The sequence below is a fragment of the Pseudomonas sp. NPDC099000 genome (assembly GCF_044759925.1).
Lineage (GTDB): Bacteria > Pseudomonadota > Gammaproteobacteria > Pseudomonadales > Pseudomonadaceae > Aquipseudomonas.
This window is the reverse complement of sequence record NZ_JBIWAF010000016.1, coordinates 25394-41037: the sequence shown is the minus strand read 5'-3', so window position 1 is coordinate 41037 and position 15644 is coordinate 25394. Positions and strand designations below refer to the sequence as shown.

Sequence of the window (15644 nt, the reverse complement as noted above, 5' to 3'; positions counted from 1 at the left end):
CTAGTCTGCAAGCTCTTAAACCAATCAAGAGCACTACAATGACTACATTAACTATTTTCTTCTGCGGTACCGGCTCGACCAAATTCGACAACCAGAACCCGACTTACTGGAACGGCGAACTGGTCTCGACACTGGCTTCCCATCACGGTGGCCGCGAATTTGCCGAATGGATCGTGATTGACGGCCCCGGCACCAGCAACCTGCAAGCCGACGAACTGTTCACCAAATCCGGGGACTACGGACTGAGCGGCACGCTGTTCGGCAAAGGCTGGGAAGAGAACGTCAAACACGCCATCAACATCATCAAAGGCAAATGCGACTGGGAGCGTGAAAAACTGACCGAGGCTGAATACAACCGTCTCAAGGCTGCCGGGATCCCTATTGAAGATGTGATCGTCGAAGGTTCCTGGATGTGGCGCAAGTACAACTATGGCGACCGCAGCGTGACCCAGCAGAAGTTGCAGGAACAAATCATAAAAACATTCCGCAAGGACGGCATTATTCCAAACAAAGTCAACTTGGTAGGTTGGAGCCGTGGCGGCATTAGTTGCCATATGCTGGCCAATGCCATGTTCAAGGACAGCGCACTGAAAAACATCCAGGTGAACATTTTTGCCATTGATCCGGTACCGGGCATCGGTAACTTTCAGGAAGACAAAGTCAAACTGAATGCCAACGTAAAAGAATACGTTGGCTTCTACGCCCGAGACGAACGCTCCAAAGGCTTCAGCTGCGTCATTCCGCAAACGGCCACCGGCACCCGAACCCACATCTACCCGATGCCCGGCCGCCACGGCACGCTGGTTGGCAACGCCGCAGTCGATGGTGTCAGCGGCCCTAAAGCGCTGGCCGAACCCGGCCTGATCGTCCGCCACTTTGCCGAAGTGTGCCTGAAACGCTGGGGCGTTCCGCTGAACAAAACCTCCAACCTGACCCCGACCGACCTGCAAAACCACCACAACGCCATGGCCAGCGCGGCCGCGAAATACAAAGCGATGGAAAAGTGCTCCTACACCTTCTTCACCGAACTGGACCAGGGCGAGCGCTACGTTTCGCTGGGCAGCAACGGGGTCAAGTTTTCGGCTGTAAAAGGCACGATCTATGCGCCGGCGACCGGGTTGACTACTGGCCTGCTGGATGTGGGGGCTTATCAGCATATTGATTAAGTGATGGGGGTGGAGGTTCAGGCCAATCTTGATGATCCACGACCGAGCATTTCTGATAAGGACGCGATGAAGCCGATGGCGGAAAAAAGCGAGAAATTGCGTCGCGGAAAATTCCTATAGAAAGAGCCTAGCCAAGGTTCGGCCCGTTCCTACAAGCGGGGACTCTTTGTCGTCTATCGCTGCCTGGTGGCTCGTATCTATAGTCGTGACTGTCGCTGCTAATTCAGCGGCTCGGGCTTGGTCACCCGAATTAGATCTACGCACGCACCCGTTGTATGCTGCCGGCGCTTTTGCGTCAGCATGCTTTATGGCGGCTGTGTTTGGGACGTCTTCGGACGTGCCGGGTTTGCGTGTGATCTCACCGGTTGACCAACCCGAACACAGTCCGCCTCCCATCGCTTGGTCACGATGGTGGCGGTTCCTACTGATGCATTTGAGATCAAACGAAATGAACAAATTTAATACGTCCGCAAATGATCGTTACCTACCACTGCAAACCAACCTCACCGATTCCCCGCCCCTGATCATCGACACAGAGGCCAACCCCCAGGACATCCTCGAAGCCGCCCTCCAGCGCATCCGAGCATCCAGTGACCTTCTCAAAACCCTGCACTGCGTTTGCTTCAAACACGGCGACGTCGAAGACATCCCCCACATCACCCACGCGCTCTTCCTCTTAGCCCAGGACGGCTGCGACCTTCTCCAAGTCGCCCAACAACGCATGATGGGCTGGAAAGCACCAACCTGACACCCAGCGAAGATCGTTCCCACGCTCCGCGTGGGAATGCCTCCACGAACGCTCCGCGTTCGGCTCTTAGGGACGCAGAGCGTCCAGGGCTGCATTCCCACGCAGAGCGTGGAAACGATCAAGCCTTCAACGCCTGAGACAATCGTGATGTCTGAATTAACGTTCAAACACAAACAAGCGCACTACGAAAAGGTCCGCCGCTCTAATTACCTGGCCAGTCTGCATCTCGCTGGTTTCGACACATCACCGGCAGACCTCGACAAACCACTGCCTACGCGAGAAGAAGCGCTCACCAAATACCAACAAGACAAACCGCCGCAATCCGCTTCCGCCCTTCCCCACAAGCCTGACGACCAATAAGATCCACCCAAGCCCAACCGGACACCCCGCAATGAACCTCGCCCCAAACTTCCCCGACGACCACGCCATGCACCTGCTCATGCAGTTACTGCACGAAGAACTCGGACTGCCCGAACGCAAAACCATCAGCCTCACCACCTCGATCAACTTCGACCTGGGCTGCGACGGTGCCGATGCGCGAAAACTGATGGAAGCGCTGGAAGAACAGTTTGCGATCGACTTCATCGATTACGGCGCCTACCGGTACTTTCAGCCGGAAGGGTTTGATGTGCATCTCAAGCGTAGGGCGAAGGGTCGAGGCGACAAAGTCCCGCTGACCATTGGCATGCTCTACCAAGCGGTCAAATCGCAACGCTGGGATACACAGGAAATGGAAGGCCAATAAAGCAGGAGCTGCGACTGAACAGGCCCGCATAACTGCAATTATTCTGGCGCTATCACCTCAGAAGTGAAGGAATATTAGCTGCATGGCTAGAAAAACAGCGCCACTGCTTCCTCGTACCAAACGACTGCTTACCGAGTTCGGCGAACGCCTGAAACTGGCACGTTTGCGTCGAAGGTTGACCGCTAAAATGGTGGCAGAGCGGGCCGGCATGTCTGTCATGACATTGCGTTCACTGGAGTCGGGTGGTGCAGGGGTGACGATTGGGGCGTATCTGTCAGTGATGCAGGTATTGGGTCTTGAGCAAGACCTGAACAAGGTTGGCGAATCCGATGAAATGGGACGTCGATTACAGGACGCTCAGTTAAGTCGAGCCCCAAGCCAAAAGATCAAAAAAAACAGGCACGAACAAAGCACCACTACCGCCAAGGCAAGCAAACCATTCGGCTCTCAGACAGGTAGTGTTATTCGTGGGTCAGATTACAGCGGGTTTGACCCGGACGACTTCCCACTGAATACCCACGCTTTCTCCACTCTATTTACTGAAAAAAAGAAGCCTGAATCCAGCTCATAGCGAGGCATGTAGATTTGGGCGCGTGCGAGGCTTTAATACTGAGAACCCGCTCCCCTCGATTTCACCAGCTATCGCCACTTCCAACCCAAAAGGTTACGATGCGCTCCCCAAACACACCTATAAGGACATAGCGTGGACGTACTGATGGGTTTACTTGCCGCCCTACTCTGGGGCGGCACGGATTTTCTGGTGGGTTTGAACGCCCGCGCAGTCGGCGTCAAACGCGCGGTGTATTTCGGTCAGGCGCTGGGCTTCAGCATCATGAGCCTGTTGCTGATCGCTTTTCCTGCCTTCATTCTCAAGTCCATGTCGGCATCGCTCGATGTCTGGCTGATCGGCATTGTCGCCGCTGTGTTGACCGTGTCTGGAGCGCTGGCCTTGTCCAAGGCGTTCGCCCTCGGCAAAGCCTCTATCGTCGCGCCGCTGGTGACCTCTTACGGCGTGGTCACCACGCTGCTGTCCTGGGCGGGCGGTGAGCAGATCAGCCTGATCCAACTGCTGTGCATCGTGCTGTGCGTGATCGGGGTCATCCTCTCCAGTATCCACTCTGACTCGAAACTTCCACACACCACTCAGGCCAGCAGTTCGATTGCCTATGCACTGTTGGCGGCTGTTTTTTATGGCACCAGTTTCTGGCTGCAAGGACGCTTCGTGCTTCCGGTGCTTGGTCCGGTGACGATGCTTTGGCTCGCGTATCTGATCGGGTTGGTCGTGCTGGTGGTTATCGTGTTGAGGGTAAAGGATGGCCTGAAAATTCCACCCATGAAGAACTGCATGACGCTGACCGGTGCCAGTCTCATGAACCTTGGTGGATTCTCATCATTCGCTTGGGGCGCGGTGGCGGGGTCGGTATCGGTGGTGACAGTCATCAGCACGTTATCCGGAGGAATTGCGGCGATTCTGGGATACGTATTCTTCAAGGAGAGGCTGGCGAAAATACAGGTGCTGGGCGTGGTTTTGGTGTTAGTGGGAGCGTTCGTTTTACACCTGAAAACCTAAACCGAACACCCACAAAAAAGCCGCCCTCAACAGGCGGCTTTTTCATTCGCTAAATCCAAGCCTTACAGCTTAGGACCCGCCGCCTTGATCGCGTCGCTAACCTCAAACTTCTTGAAGTTCTCAACAAACAACCCAGCCAGCGCCTTAGCCGCTTCATCATAAGCAGCCTTGTCAGCCCAGGTGTTACGTGGGTTCAACAGGCCAGTCTCAACGCCCGGCACAGCCAATGGCACGTCCAGGTTGATGGTGTCGAGGTGCTCGGTTTCAGCACCGATCAACGCGCCGCTCTGGATCGCTGCAATCACGCCACGCGTGGTCGGGATGTTGAAGCGCTTGCCAACGCCGTAGCCGCCGCCGGTCCAGCCGGTGTTGACCAGGTAGACCTTGGAGCCGAAGCCGCGGATGCGCTTGATCAGCAGTTCTGCGTATTCGCCAGCTGGACGCGGGAAGAATGGTGCGCCGAAGCAGGTAGAGAAGGTCGACTTGATGCCGCTGCCGGAACCCATTTCGGTCGAGCCCACCAGCGCGGTGTAGCCGGACAGGAAGTGGTAAGCCGCTTGTTCTTCGCTGAGGATCGACACTGGCGGAAGTACGCCGGTCAGGTCGCAGGTCAGGAAGATCACAGCGTTTGGCTCGCCACCGAGGTTCTTCTCGGAACGCTTGGCTACGTGTTCCAGCGGATAGGCCGCGCGGCTGTTCTGGGTCAGGCTGACGTCGGTGTAGTCGGCGTGCTTGGCGTCATCGATCACGACGTTTTCCAGGACAGCGCCGTGCTTGATGGCTTTCCAGATGACCGGTTCGTTCTTCTCGGACAGGTCGATGCACTTGGCGTAGCAGCCGCCTTCGATGTTGAAGACAACGCCTTCGCCCCAGCCGTGTTCGTCGTCACCGATCAGGTAACGGCTTTCGTCAGCGGACAAGGTGGTTTTACCAGTGCCGGACAGACCGAAGAACAGGGTCACGTCGCCCGCTTCACCAATGTTGGCAGCGCAGTGCATTGGCAGCACGTCGGCGGCCGGCAGCAGGAAGTTCTGTACCGAGAACATGGCTTTCTTCATTTCACCGGCGTAACGCATGCCGGCGATCAGCACTTTCTTCTGTGCGAAGTTGAGGATCACGCAACCATCGGAGTTGGTGCCATCACGCTCTGGCACGCATTCGAAGTTGGCAACGTTGAGCACTTGCCACTCATCACGGCCAGCCGGGTTGTACTTTTCCGGGTTGATGAACAGGCAACGACCGAACAGGTTCTGCCAGGCAGTCTGCGTGGTCATCTTCACGGGCAGGTAGTGATCATCCGACGCACCTACATGGACGTGGGAAACGAAATGCTCTTGCGCGTTGTTGAAGGCCTCGACGCGGTCCCACAGGGCATCGAACTTGTCGGCCGGGAACTTGCGGTTGATCGGGCCCCAGGCGATAGCGGCCTGAGTGGATGGCTCTTCAACGATGAAACGGTCGACTGGCGAGCGGCCGGTACGGTGACCGGTGCGAACAACCAGCGCGCCAGTGTCGGCAAGCTCGCCTTCACCGCGATTCAGGGCTTCTTTAACCAGATCATCAACACTCAGATCGGTGTACACGGCGTTATTGGCTTGCGTCATGAGGTTCCCCGTCGGCCAGTGGCCGAGTGCTCCAAACGTTTTGTAGTAGAAAGTCGTGCACTACTACCGCGAAAAAAGTGGCCCGGATTATGCCAGAAAAGCCCAAAAATAGTAGGGCCCTCCCGTCGTAACGGCGTTATTCCGGCGCTATCCAGTGAATTTACCTGCGCTGAACCGTTTTAGTGACGGGTATCTGACGGCGTATCGACACCCGCGCCGGCGAACAATTGGGTGATATCAGCCGCATCAAACAGATAGCGCTCGTTGCAGAACTGGCAATCGATTTCGACTTTGCCGCCGTGCTCGATGACCAGCGCCTGCGCGTCTTCCATACCCAAGCTGACCAGCGCATTGCCCGAACGTTCGCGCGAGCAGCTGCAACGGAAACGCAGTTTCTGCACATCGAACAGGCGCACTTGTTCTTCGTGGTAGAGGCGATGAAGCACGGTTTCGTTGTCCAGGCTCAGCAGTTCATCGGCGGTCAGGGTGCTACCCAGCGCGGTGATGTGCTGCCAGCTGGCGGCGCGTTCTTCTTCGTCTTTCAGGCGGTCGGCAGGCAGTTGCTGCAGCAACAGGCCACGGGCGCGACGGCCGTCGGCGTACAGCCAGAAACGGGTACTGACCTGTTGCGACATCACGAAGTAATTAGTGAAGCACTCCGACAGGGTTTCGCCATCCAGATCAACAATGCCTTGATAACGTTGACCTTGGGTCGGGTCGATGGTCAGCGCCAACACGCCATTGGGCATCAGGTCGGCGAGGGTCGCGTCGGGGGCAATCTGGTCGGCTTCATAACGGGCCAGGCCACGGATTTCACGCTCGCTGGAGCACTCGATCATCAGCAGCGGAATCGGGCCGTCGGAACGGGCCTGAAGAATCAGCAAGCCATCGAACTTCAAGGTGCCGACCAGCAACGAAGCGGCCGCCATCAATTCGCCGAGCAGTTGCGCGACCGGCTCCGGATAGGGGTGTTTGGCGAGGACTTCGGCGTAGCTACGCTCCAACCCGACCAGCTCGCCGCGGGTGTCGCTGTCATCAAAGATGAAGCGTTGGGTGTAGTCGGTATCCGGTATATCGGTCATAGGTCTGGGTTCTGAAGTAATGACAAATTGGTTACAAATCGTGAAAATTGCGCGTTTGCAGCACCGCTTTGGTGCGCGATGTTCAGCCATGGGAGGCATTTTATGAACAATCCGGGTTTGTTCCAAGCAAGGTGGAACCTGCGCCGGTTGGCTCTGTGCAATTTCGTGCCTCTGGCACTGCTGGCCTTCTGGTTATGGCCTACGGGTCAGATGCTGTGTGTGATTTTCGACGAGTGGCTGTTTCGCCTGCTGAATGCGCCGCTGGCCAGCAACACGATATGGCTACGCATCTGGGCGATTGCAAGTCTGCGCCCATTCGATGTGGTGGCTGGAGTGGTGCTACTGACGCTGCTGATCAAGGGCGACTCGGGTATTCGAGAAGGCTGAGGTGCGCTGCGCCAGGCGTTTTTTGGTTTTCTACATTGGTGGCGTGCTGCTGGCGGTGTGGGCGTTGGGCTGGGGGGTTCTATACAGGACTGCGCAATACCTGCTCGCGAAAGCGTCAGCCCAGAGGACATAGAAGCAACCGCCTCACTCGTCGTTGCTGCTCCCACGAAACTTGAACAAATCCCGCCGCTGTTTCTTGCTCGGCTTGCCATCGGTGCTCACGCCCAACGCGCCGGCCTTGCGCATGGCCGCAGCCGCTTCTCGCTTGGCGATGCTGGCATCGGTTTCCGCATACAAGGTCTGAGCCTCTGGGGCGCCACGGCGCACAATTGATAGCGCCTGAACCACCACCGTGCGCTCCTCGAACCCTCCGCGAATCTGAAATTCGTCGCCGACTCTCGGCTCCTTGCCCGGTTTGCAGCGCTCACCCCGGCAATGCACCTTGCCGCTTTCAATCGCCGCCTTGGCCAAGGCCCGTGTTTTATAAAAACGCGCGGCCCACAACCACTTATCGAGACGGACCTTGTCGTCCTCTTCCTGTTTTTGTGCCATATGAATTCCTCTTTCCGCCAGTAGTCGGAACTGTACTACCGTTTCTGTCGGGCGCAAGAACCCGGCCCTACAGATAGACTGTGAAATTGGCCGGCTCACCAGCATGGAGTGATCGAGTGACTATATTCCCGTCTTCATTGACCTCGCCGCAGGGCGGTTGCCAGGGCTGTCAGCAAAGCGAGCCGCTGGGCTTCGATTTTTCTTTTGCCTACCAACCGATCGTCGACCTGCGCGACCGGTCGATTTTTGCTCATGAAGCGTTGGTACGCGGCGTTGCCGGGGAAGGCGCACTGTCGGTGCTCGATCAGGTCAACGAGGAGAATCGCTACCGTTTCGACCAGCTCTGCCGGACCCGCGCCATCGAGGGTGCGGCCAATCTAAACATGCAGACACACTTGTCGATCAACTTCATGCCCAACGCCGTATACCGCCCGGAGCTGTGCATTCGCACCACCCTGGAGGCCGCAAAAAAACACAACTTCCCGATCAACCGTCTGATTTTCGAAACCCTGGAAAGCCAGCACGTAGATAACTATCGCCATTTGACTAATATTCTGCGTGAATACCGCGAATTCGGCTTCAAGACCGCCATCGACGATTTCGGCGCGGGCTACTCGGGGCTCAATCTGCTGGCTGATTTCCAACCGGACCTGATCAAACTCGACATGGCACTGATCCGCGATGTCGATCGCGATCGTGTTCGTCAGGCTATCGTTCGAGGGGTTGTCACAATCTGTGCGGAGTTGAACGTTACAGTCATCGCCGAAGGCATCGAAAGCGCCGGAGAACGGGATTTCCTGGCGGACTGTGGAATATTTCTGATGCAGGGTTACTGGTTCGCCAAGCCTGCATTCAAAGCGTTGGCCCAGGTAACGCCTGAGGCCTGGACGCGTTAATCGCCGGTTTTTTCCTATTGAAGACATTTGACCATTTGACCGTTATCGGTCTGCGCGAGTGGGTGGCGCTCCCGGATCTGGGAGTCGCGGGCCTGCGCGCAAAAATCGACACCGGCGCCAGCACCTCAAGCCTGCATGCCACCGACATCGAGCCGTTCGAGCGCGACGGTGAAAGCTGGGTGCGCTTCACCGCGCACCTGGGCACGGTGGTGCAATTGCGTCATCGACGCTGCGAGGCGCCACTGGTGACGCGCAAAACCATTAAAAGCTCCAACGGTCACGCGCAGATGCGTTATGTGGTCAGCACCACACTGGCCCTGGGTGATCGGGTATGGCGGGTCGAATTCACTCTCGCCTGCCGAAAGTCAATGCGTTATCGCCTGTTACTCGGTTCCAAAGCCCTGATCGACGGCCAGTTGGTGGTCAATCCGGGGATTAAATATGTACAAGACAAGCCGGTGTTCCCGGTATCTACCTCTTCCACAGGTGTTGCATGAAGATCGCTGTGCTGTCGCGGAACCCGCGTCTGTATTCCACTCGTCGTCTGGTCGAAGCCGGTACCGAGCGTGGCCATGAAATGGTGGTGATCGACACCCTGCGCGCCTATATGAACATTGCCAGCCACAAGCCGCAGATCCACTACCGCGGCAAGCCGCTGGAGGGCTTCGACGCGGTGATCCCGCGGATCGGTGCGTCTGTGACGTTTTATGGCTGCGCGGTGTTGCGCCAGTTCGAAATGATGGGGGTTTTCCCGCTCAACGAGTCGGTGGCCATCGCCCGTTCGCGAGACAAACTGCGGTCGCTGCAATTGCTGTCGCGTCGCGGGATCGGTTTGCCGGTGACCGGGTTTGCGCACTCCCCGGATGACATTCCCGACTTGATCGACATGGTCAACGGCGCACCGCTGGTGATCAAGGTGCTGGAAGGCACCCAGGGCATCGGCGTGGTTTTGTGTGAAACGGCGACCGCCGCAGAGTCGGTGATTGAAGCGTTCATGGGCCTGAAGCAGAACATCATGGTTCAGGAGTACATCAAGGAAGCCGGTGGTGCGGACATTCGCTGCTTCGTGGTCGGCGACAAAGTGATCGCGGCGATGAAACGCCAGGCCAAGCCTGGGGAATTCCGTTCCAACCTGCATCGCGGTGGCAGCGCCAGCCTGATCAAGATCACCCCGGAAGAACGCATGACCGCGTTGCGCGCGGCGAAGGTCATGGGTCTGGCGGTGGCGGGCGTGGATATCCTGCGTTCCAATCACGGGCCGCTGGTGATGGAAGTGAACTCGTCGCCGGGGCTGGAAGGGATCGAGACCACCACAGGGAAGAACGTGGCGGGAATCATCATTGAGCATCTTGAGAAGAATGGCGGGCCGAATATGACTCGCACCAAAGGCAAGGGTTAACGCGCTGATCGTTCCCACGCTCTGCGTGGGAATGCCTCATCGGACGCTCTGCGTTCGGCTTTGAATGGGACGCGGAGCGTCCCGGGCTACATTCCCACGCGGAGCGTGGGAACGATCAGGTTAGACCGCGTCTCTAGGCAGCATCAACCCCAGCGGCAACCGCACCCGAGCTTCAAGCCCGCCACCTGAGCGATTGCGCAACTCAACGTTCCCGCCATGCATCGAAGCGATCCGCTTCACGATAGCCAAGCCCAGCCCTGTCCCCTTCCCGCCCCGTGCACGATCACCTCGAGTGAACGGGTTAAAGATCGCTTCCAGTTCAGAAGGATCAATCCCCGCCCCACGGTCCATGACGCTCAACACCACATACGGGGCGCTGGTATCGCCGGAGACATAAGCCGCCACCTCAACCCCGCTGCCGGCATGGTGCAAAGCGTTGCCGATCAAGTTGTTCAACAGCCGCTTCATCGACACCCGACGCAGGGGAAACGGCTGGATCGGTTCCAGGCGCAGACGCACTTTTTCTTCGTTCTGGTTGTACGGCGCAGCGACTTCACGAACCAGGTCGGTCAGGTCCACTTCCTCGACAGACTCGTCACGACCATCGCGGATAAACGCCAGGAACTGGTCAAGAATCGCGTCCATGTCTTCAATGTCGCGCACCATGTCGTCCGTAAGGTCGCTATGGTCGCCCATCAACTCCAGGGACAAGCGCAAACGGGTCAGCGGTGTGCGCAGGTCATGGGACACCCCGGCCAACATCAGCTCGCGCTCGCGTCCGGCCTGTTCGACGTCCTCGGCCATCTGGTTGAAGGCGCGGTAAACCTCGGTCATTTCGCTCGGCGTATCGCTGATCGGCAGGCGCACGCTGCGACCCTGGCCGAGTTGCCGTGCGGCATACACCAGACGTTTCAACGGTTGATTGAGCTGACTGACGAAGATCCACGCCGAGGCGGTGGACAACAGGCCGATAGCAAGGAACCAGCCGAGCACATTCCAGATTTTCTGGCCGCGCAACGGATGCGGATAAAGCGGCACTTTCAGCCAGCCATCGCCCAGGCTGGGCGCCCGAACCCACAGGGCCGGCGGTGAATGCATGCGTAATCGCACTTCCGTGTCGGCTCCCAGCTCTGCCTGCATCTGCCGCTGATAGATCTCGCTATAGGGCCAATGTTGCTCGCCTTCCGGCACACCCGCGCCCACGACCCTGATCAGGGTGGCGGCATCAGCGATTTTCTCACGGTTTTTTTCATCGGCGGCCCAATAGGCGCGCAGCGTCAGGGCGACGCCGTGGCTGTATTGTCGGTCCACCAGCACGTCTTCGTTCATCAACAGATAAACCAGGGTCAGCGCCTTGGAGAACAGGACGACAATCAGCACCAGCCACAGGGTGCGGGAGAAGAAACTCTGGGGGAACCAAACGGGGGTTTTCATGGATAACCGCTACACACTTGCAGGAGCGAGCGATGCTCGCATATTGCGGATCGCGAGTCTGCGGACAATCGTCCGCAAGACCCGCTCCTACAAATCGCCGATCACTTGGTGGCGGCGCCATCCGGTACGAACACGTAGCCCACGCCCCAGACCGTCTGGATGTAACGCGGTTTGGATGGATCAGGCTCGATCATCCGGCGCAGACGGGAAATCTGCACGTCGATGGAACGCTCCAGGGCATCCCATTCACGGCCACGGGCCAGGTTCATCAGCTTGTCGCGAGTCAGTGGCTGACGCGCGTTCATGACCAAGGCCTTGAGCACCGCGAATTCACCGGTGGTCAGCATGTGCACTTCATCACCGCGCTTGAGTTCGCGGGTGGCGAGGGACAGTTCGTAGTCACCGAAGGTCACGCTTTCGTCTTCGCTGCCCGGTGCGCCCGGCACAGGCGTCGACTGACGGCGCAGGACCGCTTTGACACGGGCCATCAGCTCATCCGGGTTGAATGGCTTGGCCAGGTAATCGTCGGCGCCCAGTTCCAGGCCCTTGATGCGGCTCAGCTCATCGCCCTTGGCGGTCAGCATGATGATCGGGATCTGATTGTTCGCGGTGCGCAGCCGGCGGCAGGCGGTAAGACCGTCTTCGCCGGGCAGCATCAGGTCGAGGACGACCAGGTTGAACACTTCACGCGCCAGCAGGCGATCCATTTGTTCGGTGTTCGGTACGGCGCGGGCGCGGTAGCCCTTGCTGACGAAAAAACGTTCCAGCAGGCTGCTCAGCCCTGGATCGTCGTCAACAATAAGAATTTTTTCGCCTTCAGCATTGTTTGCAGTGCTGCTCATTAGATGCTCCTTTGATCTCGGCGCGCATTATGGCGTAGCTGCCGTTATACGCACCGTGTGCATTGTTAGCAGATTTTTCCTTCACCGCCAGAAATCCAGCCTTCGCGCTACTGCCTGCGATGCCCCGGAATGATAGAACGCTGGTTATAATGCGCGGCCTTTTGTGTCAGGCAACGTCTGATCATGGCTGCAGGTGGCCGCTTTTTATTTTCATGGCGCCGGCAGTCATTGTTCGATTTCACGGGTCAACGGGATACCTGTTGATCCAGGTAGCGGCGCAGGCCAGGCCGCTCAACCAGACTCGCCGAGCCTCTATCCCTGCGCCTGCGAGCCTGCTTTCACAATTTGTCAGGTGGTTTTATGGACAGCATCAACAGCCGCATCGCCGAGGAACTCGGTGTACGCCCACAACAGGTCGAAGCGGCCGTCGCGCTACTCGATGAAGGCTCTACCGTTCCCTTCATCGCCCGCTACCGGAAAGAAGTGACCGGCAGCCTCGATGACATTCAGTTGCGTCATCTGGAAGAACGTCTGCGCTACCTGCGAGAACTCGACGAACGGCGTATCAGCATCCTTGCCAGCATCGAAGAGCAAGGCAAGCTGACCCCGCAACTCGAGCGCGACATCAAACTCGCCGACACCAAGACCCGCCTCGAAGACTTGTACTTGCCGTACAAGCAGAAGCGCCGCACCAAGGGCCAGATCGCCCTGGAAGCCGGCCTCGGCGAGCTGGCCGACGGCCTGTTCAACGATCCGAGCCTGACGCCTGACGCTGAAGCCGCACGCTTCGTCGACGCCGAAAAAGGCGTGGCCGATGTGAAGGCTGCCCTTGAAGGCGCCAAATACATCCTGATGGAGCGCTTCGCCGAAGACGCCGGTTTGCTGGACAAACTGCGCAGCTACCTCAAGCAGGAAGCGACCCTCAGTGCCCGCGTGATCGCCGGCAAGGAAGAGGAAGGCGCCAAGTTCCGCGATTACTTCGAACACGACGAACCGCTGAAAAGCATGCCGTCGCACCGCGCGCTGGCGATTTTCCGTGGCCGCAACGAAGGCATTCTCAGCTCCGCGCTGAAAGTCGGCGACGAGCTACCGGGCACCATGCACCCGTGCGAAGGCATGATCGGCCAGCAATTCGGCATCCAGAACCAGAACCGCGCCGCCGATAAATGGCTGGGCGAAGTGGTGCGCTGGACCTGGAAGGTCAAGCTCTACACCCACCTGGAAACCGACCTGCTGGGCGAGCTGCGCGATGGCGCGGAAACCGAAGCGATCAACGTTTTCGCCCACAACCTGCACGACTTGCTGCTGTCGGCCCCGGCCGGCCCGCGCGCTACGCTGGGTCTCGACCCGGGCCTGCGCACCGGTTGCAAGGTCGCTGTGGTCGATTCCACCGGCAAGTTGCTGGATCACGCTACGGTTTACCCGCACGTACCGCACAACAAGTGGGACCAGACCATCGCGATACTCGCCGCCCTGTGCGCCAAGCATGCAGTGGACCTGATCGCCATCGGCAACGGCACCGCCAGCCGTGAAACCGACAAGCTCGCCGCTGAGCTGATCAAAAAATACCCAGCCATGAAGATGACCAAAGTCATGGTCTCCGAAGCCGGTGCATCGGTTTACTCGGCGTCGGAATTGGCTTCGAAGGAATTCCCGGACCTCGACGTGTCGATCCGTGGCGCCGTGTCGATTGCCCGTCGCTTGCAGGATCCGCTGGCTGAACTGGTGAAGATCGATCCGAAATCCATCGGCGTCGGCCAGTATCAGCACGACGTGTCGCAGCTGAAACTGGCGCGCGGCCTGGATGCCGTGGTCGAGGACTGCGTGAACGCCGTGGGCGTCGACGTCAACACCGCTTCCGTGGCGCTGCTGGCGCGCATCTCCGGCCTCAACGCGACCCTGGCGCAAAACATCGTCAGCCACCGCGACGAGCACGGCGCGTTCAAAACCCGTGCAGCGCTGAAGAAAGTCGCTCGTCTGGGCGAGAAAACCTTCGAACAGGCGGCCGGTTTCCTGCGCGTCATGAACGGCGACAACCCGCTGGATTCGTCGGCGGTTCACCCGGAAGCCTATCCGTTGGTGCAGCGCATTGCCGCTGAAACCGACCGTGATATCCGTTCGCTGATCGGCGACGCGAGCTTCCTCAAGCGTCTCGACCCGAAGAAGTACACCGACGAAACCTTCGGTCTGCCAACGGTGACCGACATCCTGCAAGAACTGGAAAAACCAGGCCGTGACCCGCGTCCGGAGTTCAAGACCGCCGAGTTCCAGGAAGGTGTCGAAGACCTCAAGGACTTGCAGCTGGGGATGATCCTCGAAGGCGTGGTGACCAACGTGACCAACTTCGGTGCGTTCGTCGACATCGGCGTGCATCAGGACGGTTTGGTGCATATTTCTGCGCTTTCGGAGAAGTTCATCAAGGATCCGCGTGAAGCGGTGAAGGCCGGTGACGTGGTGAAAGTGAAGGTCATGGAAATCGACATCCCGCGCAAACGTGTGGGTCTGTCGATGCGCATGAGCGACACCCCAGGCGAGAAAATCGATGGCGCCCGTGGTGCGCGTCCGGGTTCGGCTCCGCGCCAATCCCAGAACACCGCACCGCGTAAAGAAACCACGGCAGCGGCCCCGGCCAACAACGCCATGGCTTCGTTGTTCGCCAACGCCAAGCAGTTGAAGAAACGCTGATGGAGATCCCCGCCGGGCTGACCGAAAGCGCTTTTTTCAAGCTGCTGGGGTGTCGCTTGCACAGTTTGGAAGCCGGGGTGGCGCAGGTCGCCCTGGGGCTTGCGCCAGAGCTGCGCAATCGCGGCGGCAAGCTGCACGGCGGGGCCTTGTTCAGTCTGGTGGACATTGCCATGGGGCTGGCCTGTTCCAGCACCCACGGCTTTGACCAGCAGAGCGCGACCATCGAGTGCAAGATCAACTACATTCGCGCTGTTTCAGACGGTGAAGTGATGTGCACGGCGCGGGTGATCCACCCGGGCCGCCGCACGCTGGTGGTTGAAGCCGACGTGATGCAAGGCGACAAACTCGTCGCAAAAGCACAAGGCACGTTCGCTGTCCTGTAGCTAGAAGTCATCGATTTGAGTTAATTTCAGCGCAAAGCAACCTGTGGGAGCCTGTGGCGAGGGGGCTTGCCCCCGTTTGAGTGCGTAGCACTCACAAGGATCTTGGAAACTTAGAGATTTTGGGGCTGCTTCGCAGCCCAACGGGGGCAAG

General features: G+C 58.4%; 15 protein-coding genes and 2 pseudogenes. 12 read left to right on the top strand and 5 right to left on the bottom strand.

The window, feature by feature from the left end:
• Window positions 1–38: 38 nt before the first annotated feature.
• The 6 genes and pseudogenes from ACIQV9_RS18740 to ACIQV9_RS18715 all read left to right on the top strand — a co-directional run bounded on the left by ACIQV9_RS18740 (window position 39) and on the right by ACIQV9_RS18715 (window position 4229).
• The gene (locus tag ACIQV9_RS18740; protein ID WP_403104369.1) at window positions 39–1166 is read left to right on the top strand and encodes a hypothetical protein; all 1128 of its coding nucleotides are present in this window, start codon (window positions 39–41) and stop codon (window positions 1164–1166) included.
• A 448-nt stretch (window positions 1167–1614) separates the two neighbouring features.
• Complete coding sequence (locus ACIQV9_RS18735; RefSeq protein ID WP_403104367.1) at window positions 1615–1914, top strand: hypothetical protein; 300 nt, start codon at window positions 1615–1617, stop codon at window positions 1912–1914.
• A gap of 147 nt (window positions 1915–2061) precedes the next feature.
• A pseudogene (locus ACIQV9_RS18730) lies at window positions 2062–2217 on the top strand (YhfG family protein); the annotation flags it as partial.
• Between the two features lie 88 nt (window positions 2218–2305).
• On the top strand, window positions 2306–2659 hold the full coding sequence (locus tag ACIQV9_RS18725) for a DUF1493 family protein (protein ID WP_403104365.1): 354 nt from the start codon (window positions 2306–2308) through the stop codon (window positions 2657–2659).
• An 82-nt stretch (window positions 2660–2741) separates the two neighbouring features.
• Entirely contained in the window at window positions 2742–3230 is a 489-nt protein-coding gene (locus ACIQV9_RS18720; RefSeq protein WP_403104364.1) for a helix-turn-helix domain-containing protein, read from the top strand.
• 144 nt (window positions 3231–3374) lie between these two features.
• Window positions 3375–4229 (top strand): EamA family transporter, encoded by an 855-nt coding sequence (locus tag ACIQV9_RS18715; protein WP_403104504.1) that lies wholly within the window; start codon window positions 3375–3377, stop codon window positions 4227–4229.
• A 62-nt stretch (window positions 4230–4291) separates the two neighbouring features.
• Here ACIQV9_RS18715 and ACIQV9_RS18710 read toward each other — a convergent pair whose 3' ends face one another.
• Complete coding sequence (locus ACIQV9_RS18710) at window positions 4292–5833, bottom strand: phosphoenolpyruvate carboxykinase (RefSeq protein WP_403104362.1); 1542 nt, start codon at window positions 5831–5833, stop codon at window positions 4292–4294.
• A gap of 179 nt (window positions 5834–6012) precedes the next feature.
• Window positions 6013–6915 (bottom strand): Hsp33 family molecular chaperone HslO, encoded by a 903-nt coding sequence (gene hslO, locus ACIQV9_RS18705; RefSeq protein WP_403104360.1) that lies wholly within the window; start codon window positions 6913–6915, stop codon window positions 6013–6015.
• Between the two features lie 102 nt (window positions 6916–7017).
• Here hslO and ACIQV9_RS18700 point away from each other — a divergent pair.
• Window positions 7018–7281: pseudogene (locus ACIQV9_RS18700) on the top strand (phosphoesterase); the annotation flags it as partial.
• A gap of 165 nt (window positions 7282–7446) precedes the next feature.
• Here the strand turns inward: ACIQV9_RS18700 and ACIQV9_RS18695 are convergent.
• Complete coding sequence (locus ACIQV9_RS18695) at window positions 7447–7854, bottom strand: RNA-binding S4 domain-containing protein (protein WP_403104358.1); 408 nt, start codon at window positions 7852–7854, stop codon at window positions 7447–7449.
• A 116-nt stretch (window positions 7855–7970) separates the two neighbouring features.
• On the opposite strand from ACIQV9_RS18695, the gene ACIQV9_RS18690 reads away from it, so the two are divergent.
• The 3 genes from ACIQV9_RS18690 to rimK all read left to right on the top strand — a co-directional run bounded on the left by ACIQV9_RS18690 (window position 7971) and on the right by rimK (window position 10149).
• Window positions 7971–8750, top strand: coding sequence for an EAL domain-containing protein (locus ACIQV9_RS18690; protein WP_403104357.1), 780 nt, complete (start codon window positions 7971–7973; stop codon window positions 8748–8750).
• A 77-nt stretch (window positions 8751–8827) separates the two neighbouring features.
• The gene (locus ACIQV9_RS18685; RefSeq protein WP_229801818.1) at window positions 8828–9247 is read left to right on the top strand and encodes an ATP-dependent zinc protease; all 420 of its coding nucleotides are present in this window, start codon (window positions 8828–8830) and stop codon (window positions 9245–9247) included.
• Window positions 9244–10149 (top strand): 30S ribosomal protein S6--L-glutamate ligase, encoded by a 906-nt coding sequence (gene rimK, locus ACIQV9_RS18680; RefSeq protein WP_007949201.1) that lies wholly within the window; start codon window positions 9244–9246, stop codon window positions 10147–10149. The genes ACIQV9_RS18685 and rimK overlap by 4 nt, the downstream gene beginning before the upstream one ends.
• 120 nt (window positions 10150–10269) lie before the next feature.
• Here rimK and ACIQV9_RS18675 read toward each other — a convergent pair whose 3' ends face one another.
• On the bottom strand, window positions 10270–11583 hold the full coding sequence (locus ACIQV9_RS18675) for an ATP-binding protein (RefSeq protein ID WP_403104356.1): 1314 nt from the start codon (window positions 11581–11583) through the stop codon (window positions 10270–10272).
• A 101-nt stretch (window positions 11584–11684) separates the two neighbouring features.
• Entirely contained in the window at window positions 11685–12425 is a 741-nt protein-coding gene (gene ompR / locus ACIQV9_RS18670; protein WP_010464774.1) for a two-component system response regulator OmpR, read from the bottom strand.
• 360 nt (window positions 12426–12785) lie between these two features.
• On the opposite strand from ompR, the gene ACIQV9_RS18665 reads away from it, so the two are divergent.
• Both ACIQV9_RS18665 and ACIQV9_RS18660 read left to right on the top strand, forming a co-directional pair.
• On the top strand, window positions 12786–15110 hold the full coding sequence (locus ACIQV9_RS18665) for a Tex family protein (protein WP_403104354.1): 2325 nt from the start codon (window positions 12786–12788) through the stop codon (window positions 15108–15110).
• Window positions 15110–15493 (top strand): PaaI family thioesterase, encoded by a 384-nt coding sequence (locus ACIQV9_RS18660; RefSeq protein ID WP_010464779.1) that lies wholly within the window; start codon window positions 15110–15112, stop codon window positions 15491–15493. Before ACIQV9_RS18665 ends, ACIQV9_RS18660 begins: the two co-directional genes overlap by 1 nt.
• Window positions 15494–15644: the final 151 nt, after the last annotated feature.

Bases quoted from the DNA above. Each gene is read 5' to 3' on its own strand.
- ACIQV9_RS18740 (WP_403104369.1), top strand. From the start codon at position 39: ATGACTACATTAACTATTTTCTTCTGCGGTACCGGCTCGACCAAATTC.
- ACIQV9_RS18725 (WP_403104365.1), top strand. From the start codon at position 2,306: ATGAACCTCGCCCCAAACTTCCCCGACGACCACGCCATGCACCTGCTC.
- ompR (WP_010464774.1), bottom strand. From the start codon at position 12,425: ATGAGCAGCACTGCAAACAATGCTGAAGGCGAAAAAATTCTTATTGTT.
- ACIQV9_RS18710 (WP_403104362.1), bottom strand. From the start codon at position 5,833: ATGACGCAAGCCAATAACGCCGTGTACACCGATCTGAGTGTTGATGAT.
- rimK (WP_007949201.1), top strand. From the start codon at position 9,244: ATGAAGATCGCTGTGCTGTCGCGGAACCCGCGTCTGTATTCCACTCGT.
- ACIQV9_RS18665 (WP_403104354.1), top strand. From the start codon at position 12,786: ATGGACAGCATCAACAGCCGCATCGCCGAGGAACTCGGTGTACGCCCA.
- ACIQV9_RS18735 (WP_403104367.1), top strand. From the start codon at position 1,615: ATGAACAAATTTAATACGTCCGCAAATGATCGTTACCTACCACTGCAA.
- ACIQV9_RS18695 (WP_403104358.1), bottom strand. From the start codon at position 7,854: ATGGCACAAAAACAGGAAGAGGACGACAAGGTCCGTCTCGATAAGTGG.
- ACIQV9_RS18660 (WP_010464779.1), top strand. From the start codon at position 15,110: ATGGAGATCCCCGCCGGGCTGACCGAAAGCGCTTTTTTCAAGCTGCTG.
- ACIQV9_RS18675 (WP_403104356.1), bottom strand. From the start codon at position 11,583: ATGAAAACCCCCGTTTGGTTCCCCCAGAGTTTCTTCTCCCGCACCCTG.
- ACIQV9_RS18720 (WP_403104364.1), top strand. From the start codon at position 2,742: ATGGCTAGAAAAACAGCGCCACTGCTTCCTCGTACCAAACGACTGCTT.
- hslO (WP_403104360.1), bottom strand. From the start codon at position 6,915: ATGACCGATATACCGGATACCGACTACACCCAACGCTTCATCTTTGAT.
- ACIQV9_RS18715 (WP_403104504.1), top strand. From the start codon at position 3,375: ATGGGTTTACTTGCCGCCCTACTCTGGGGCGGCACGGATTTTCTGGTG.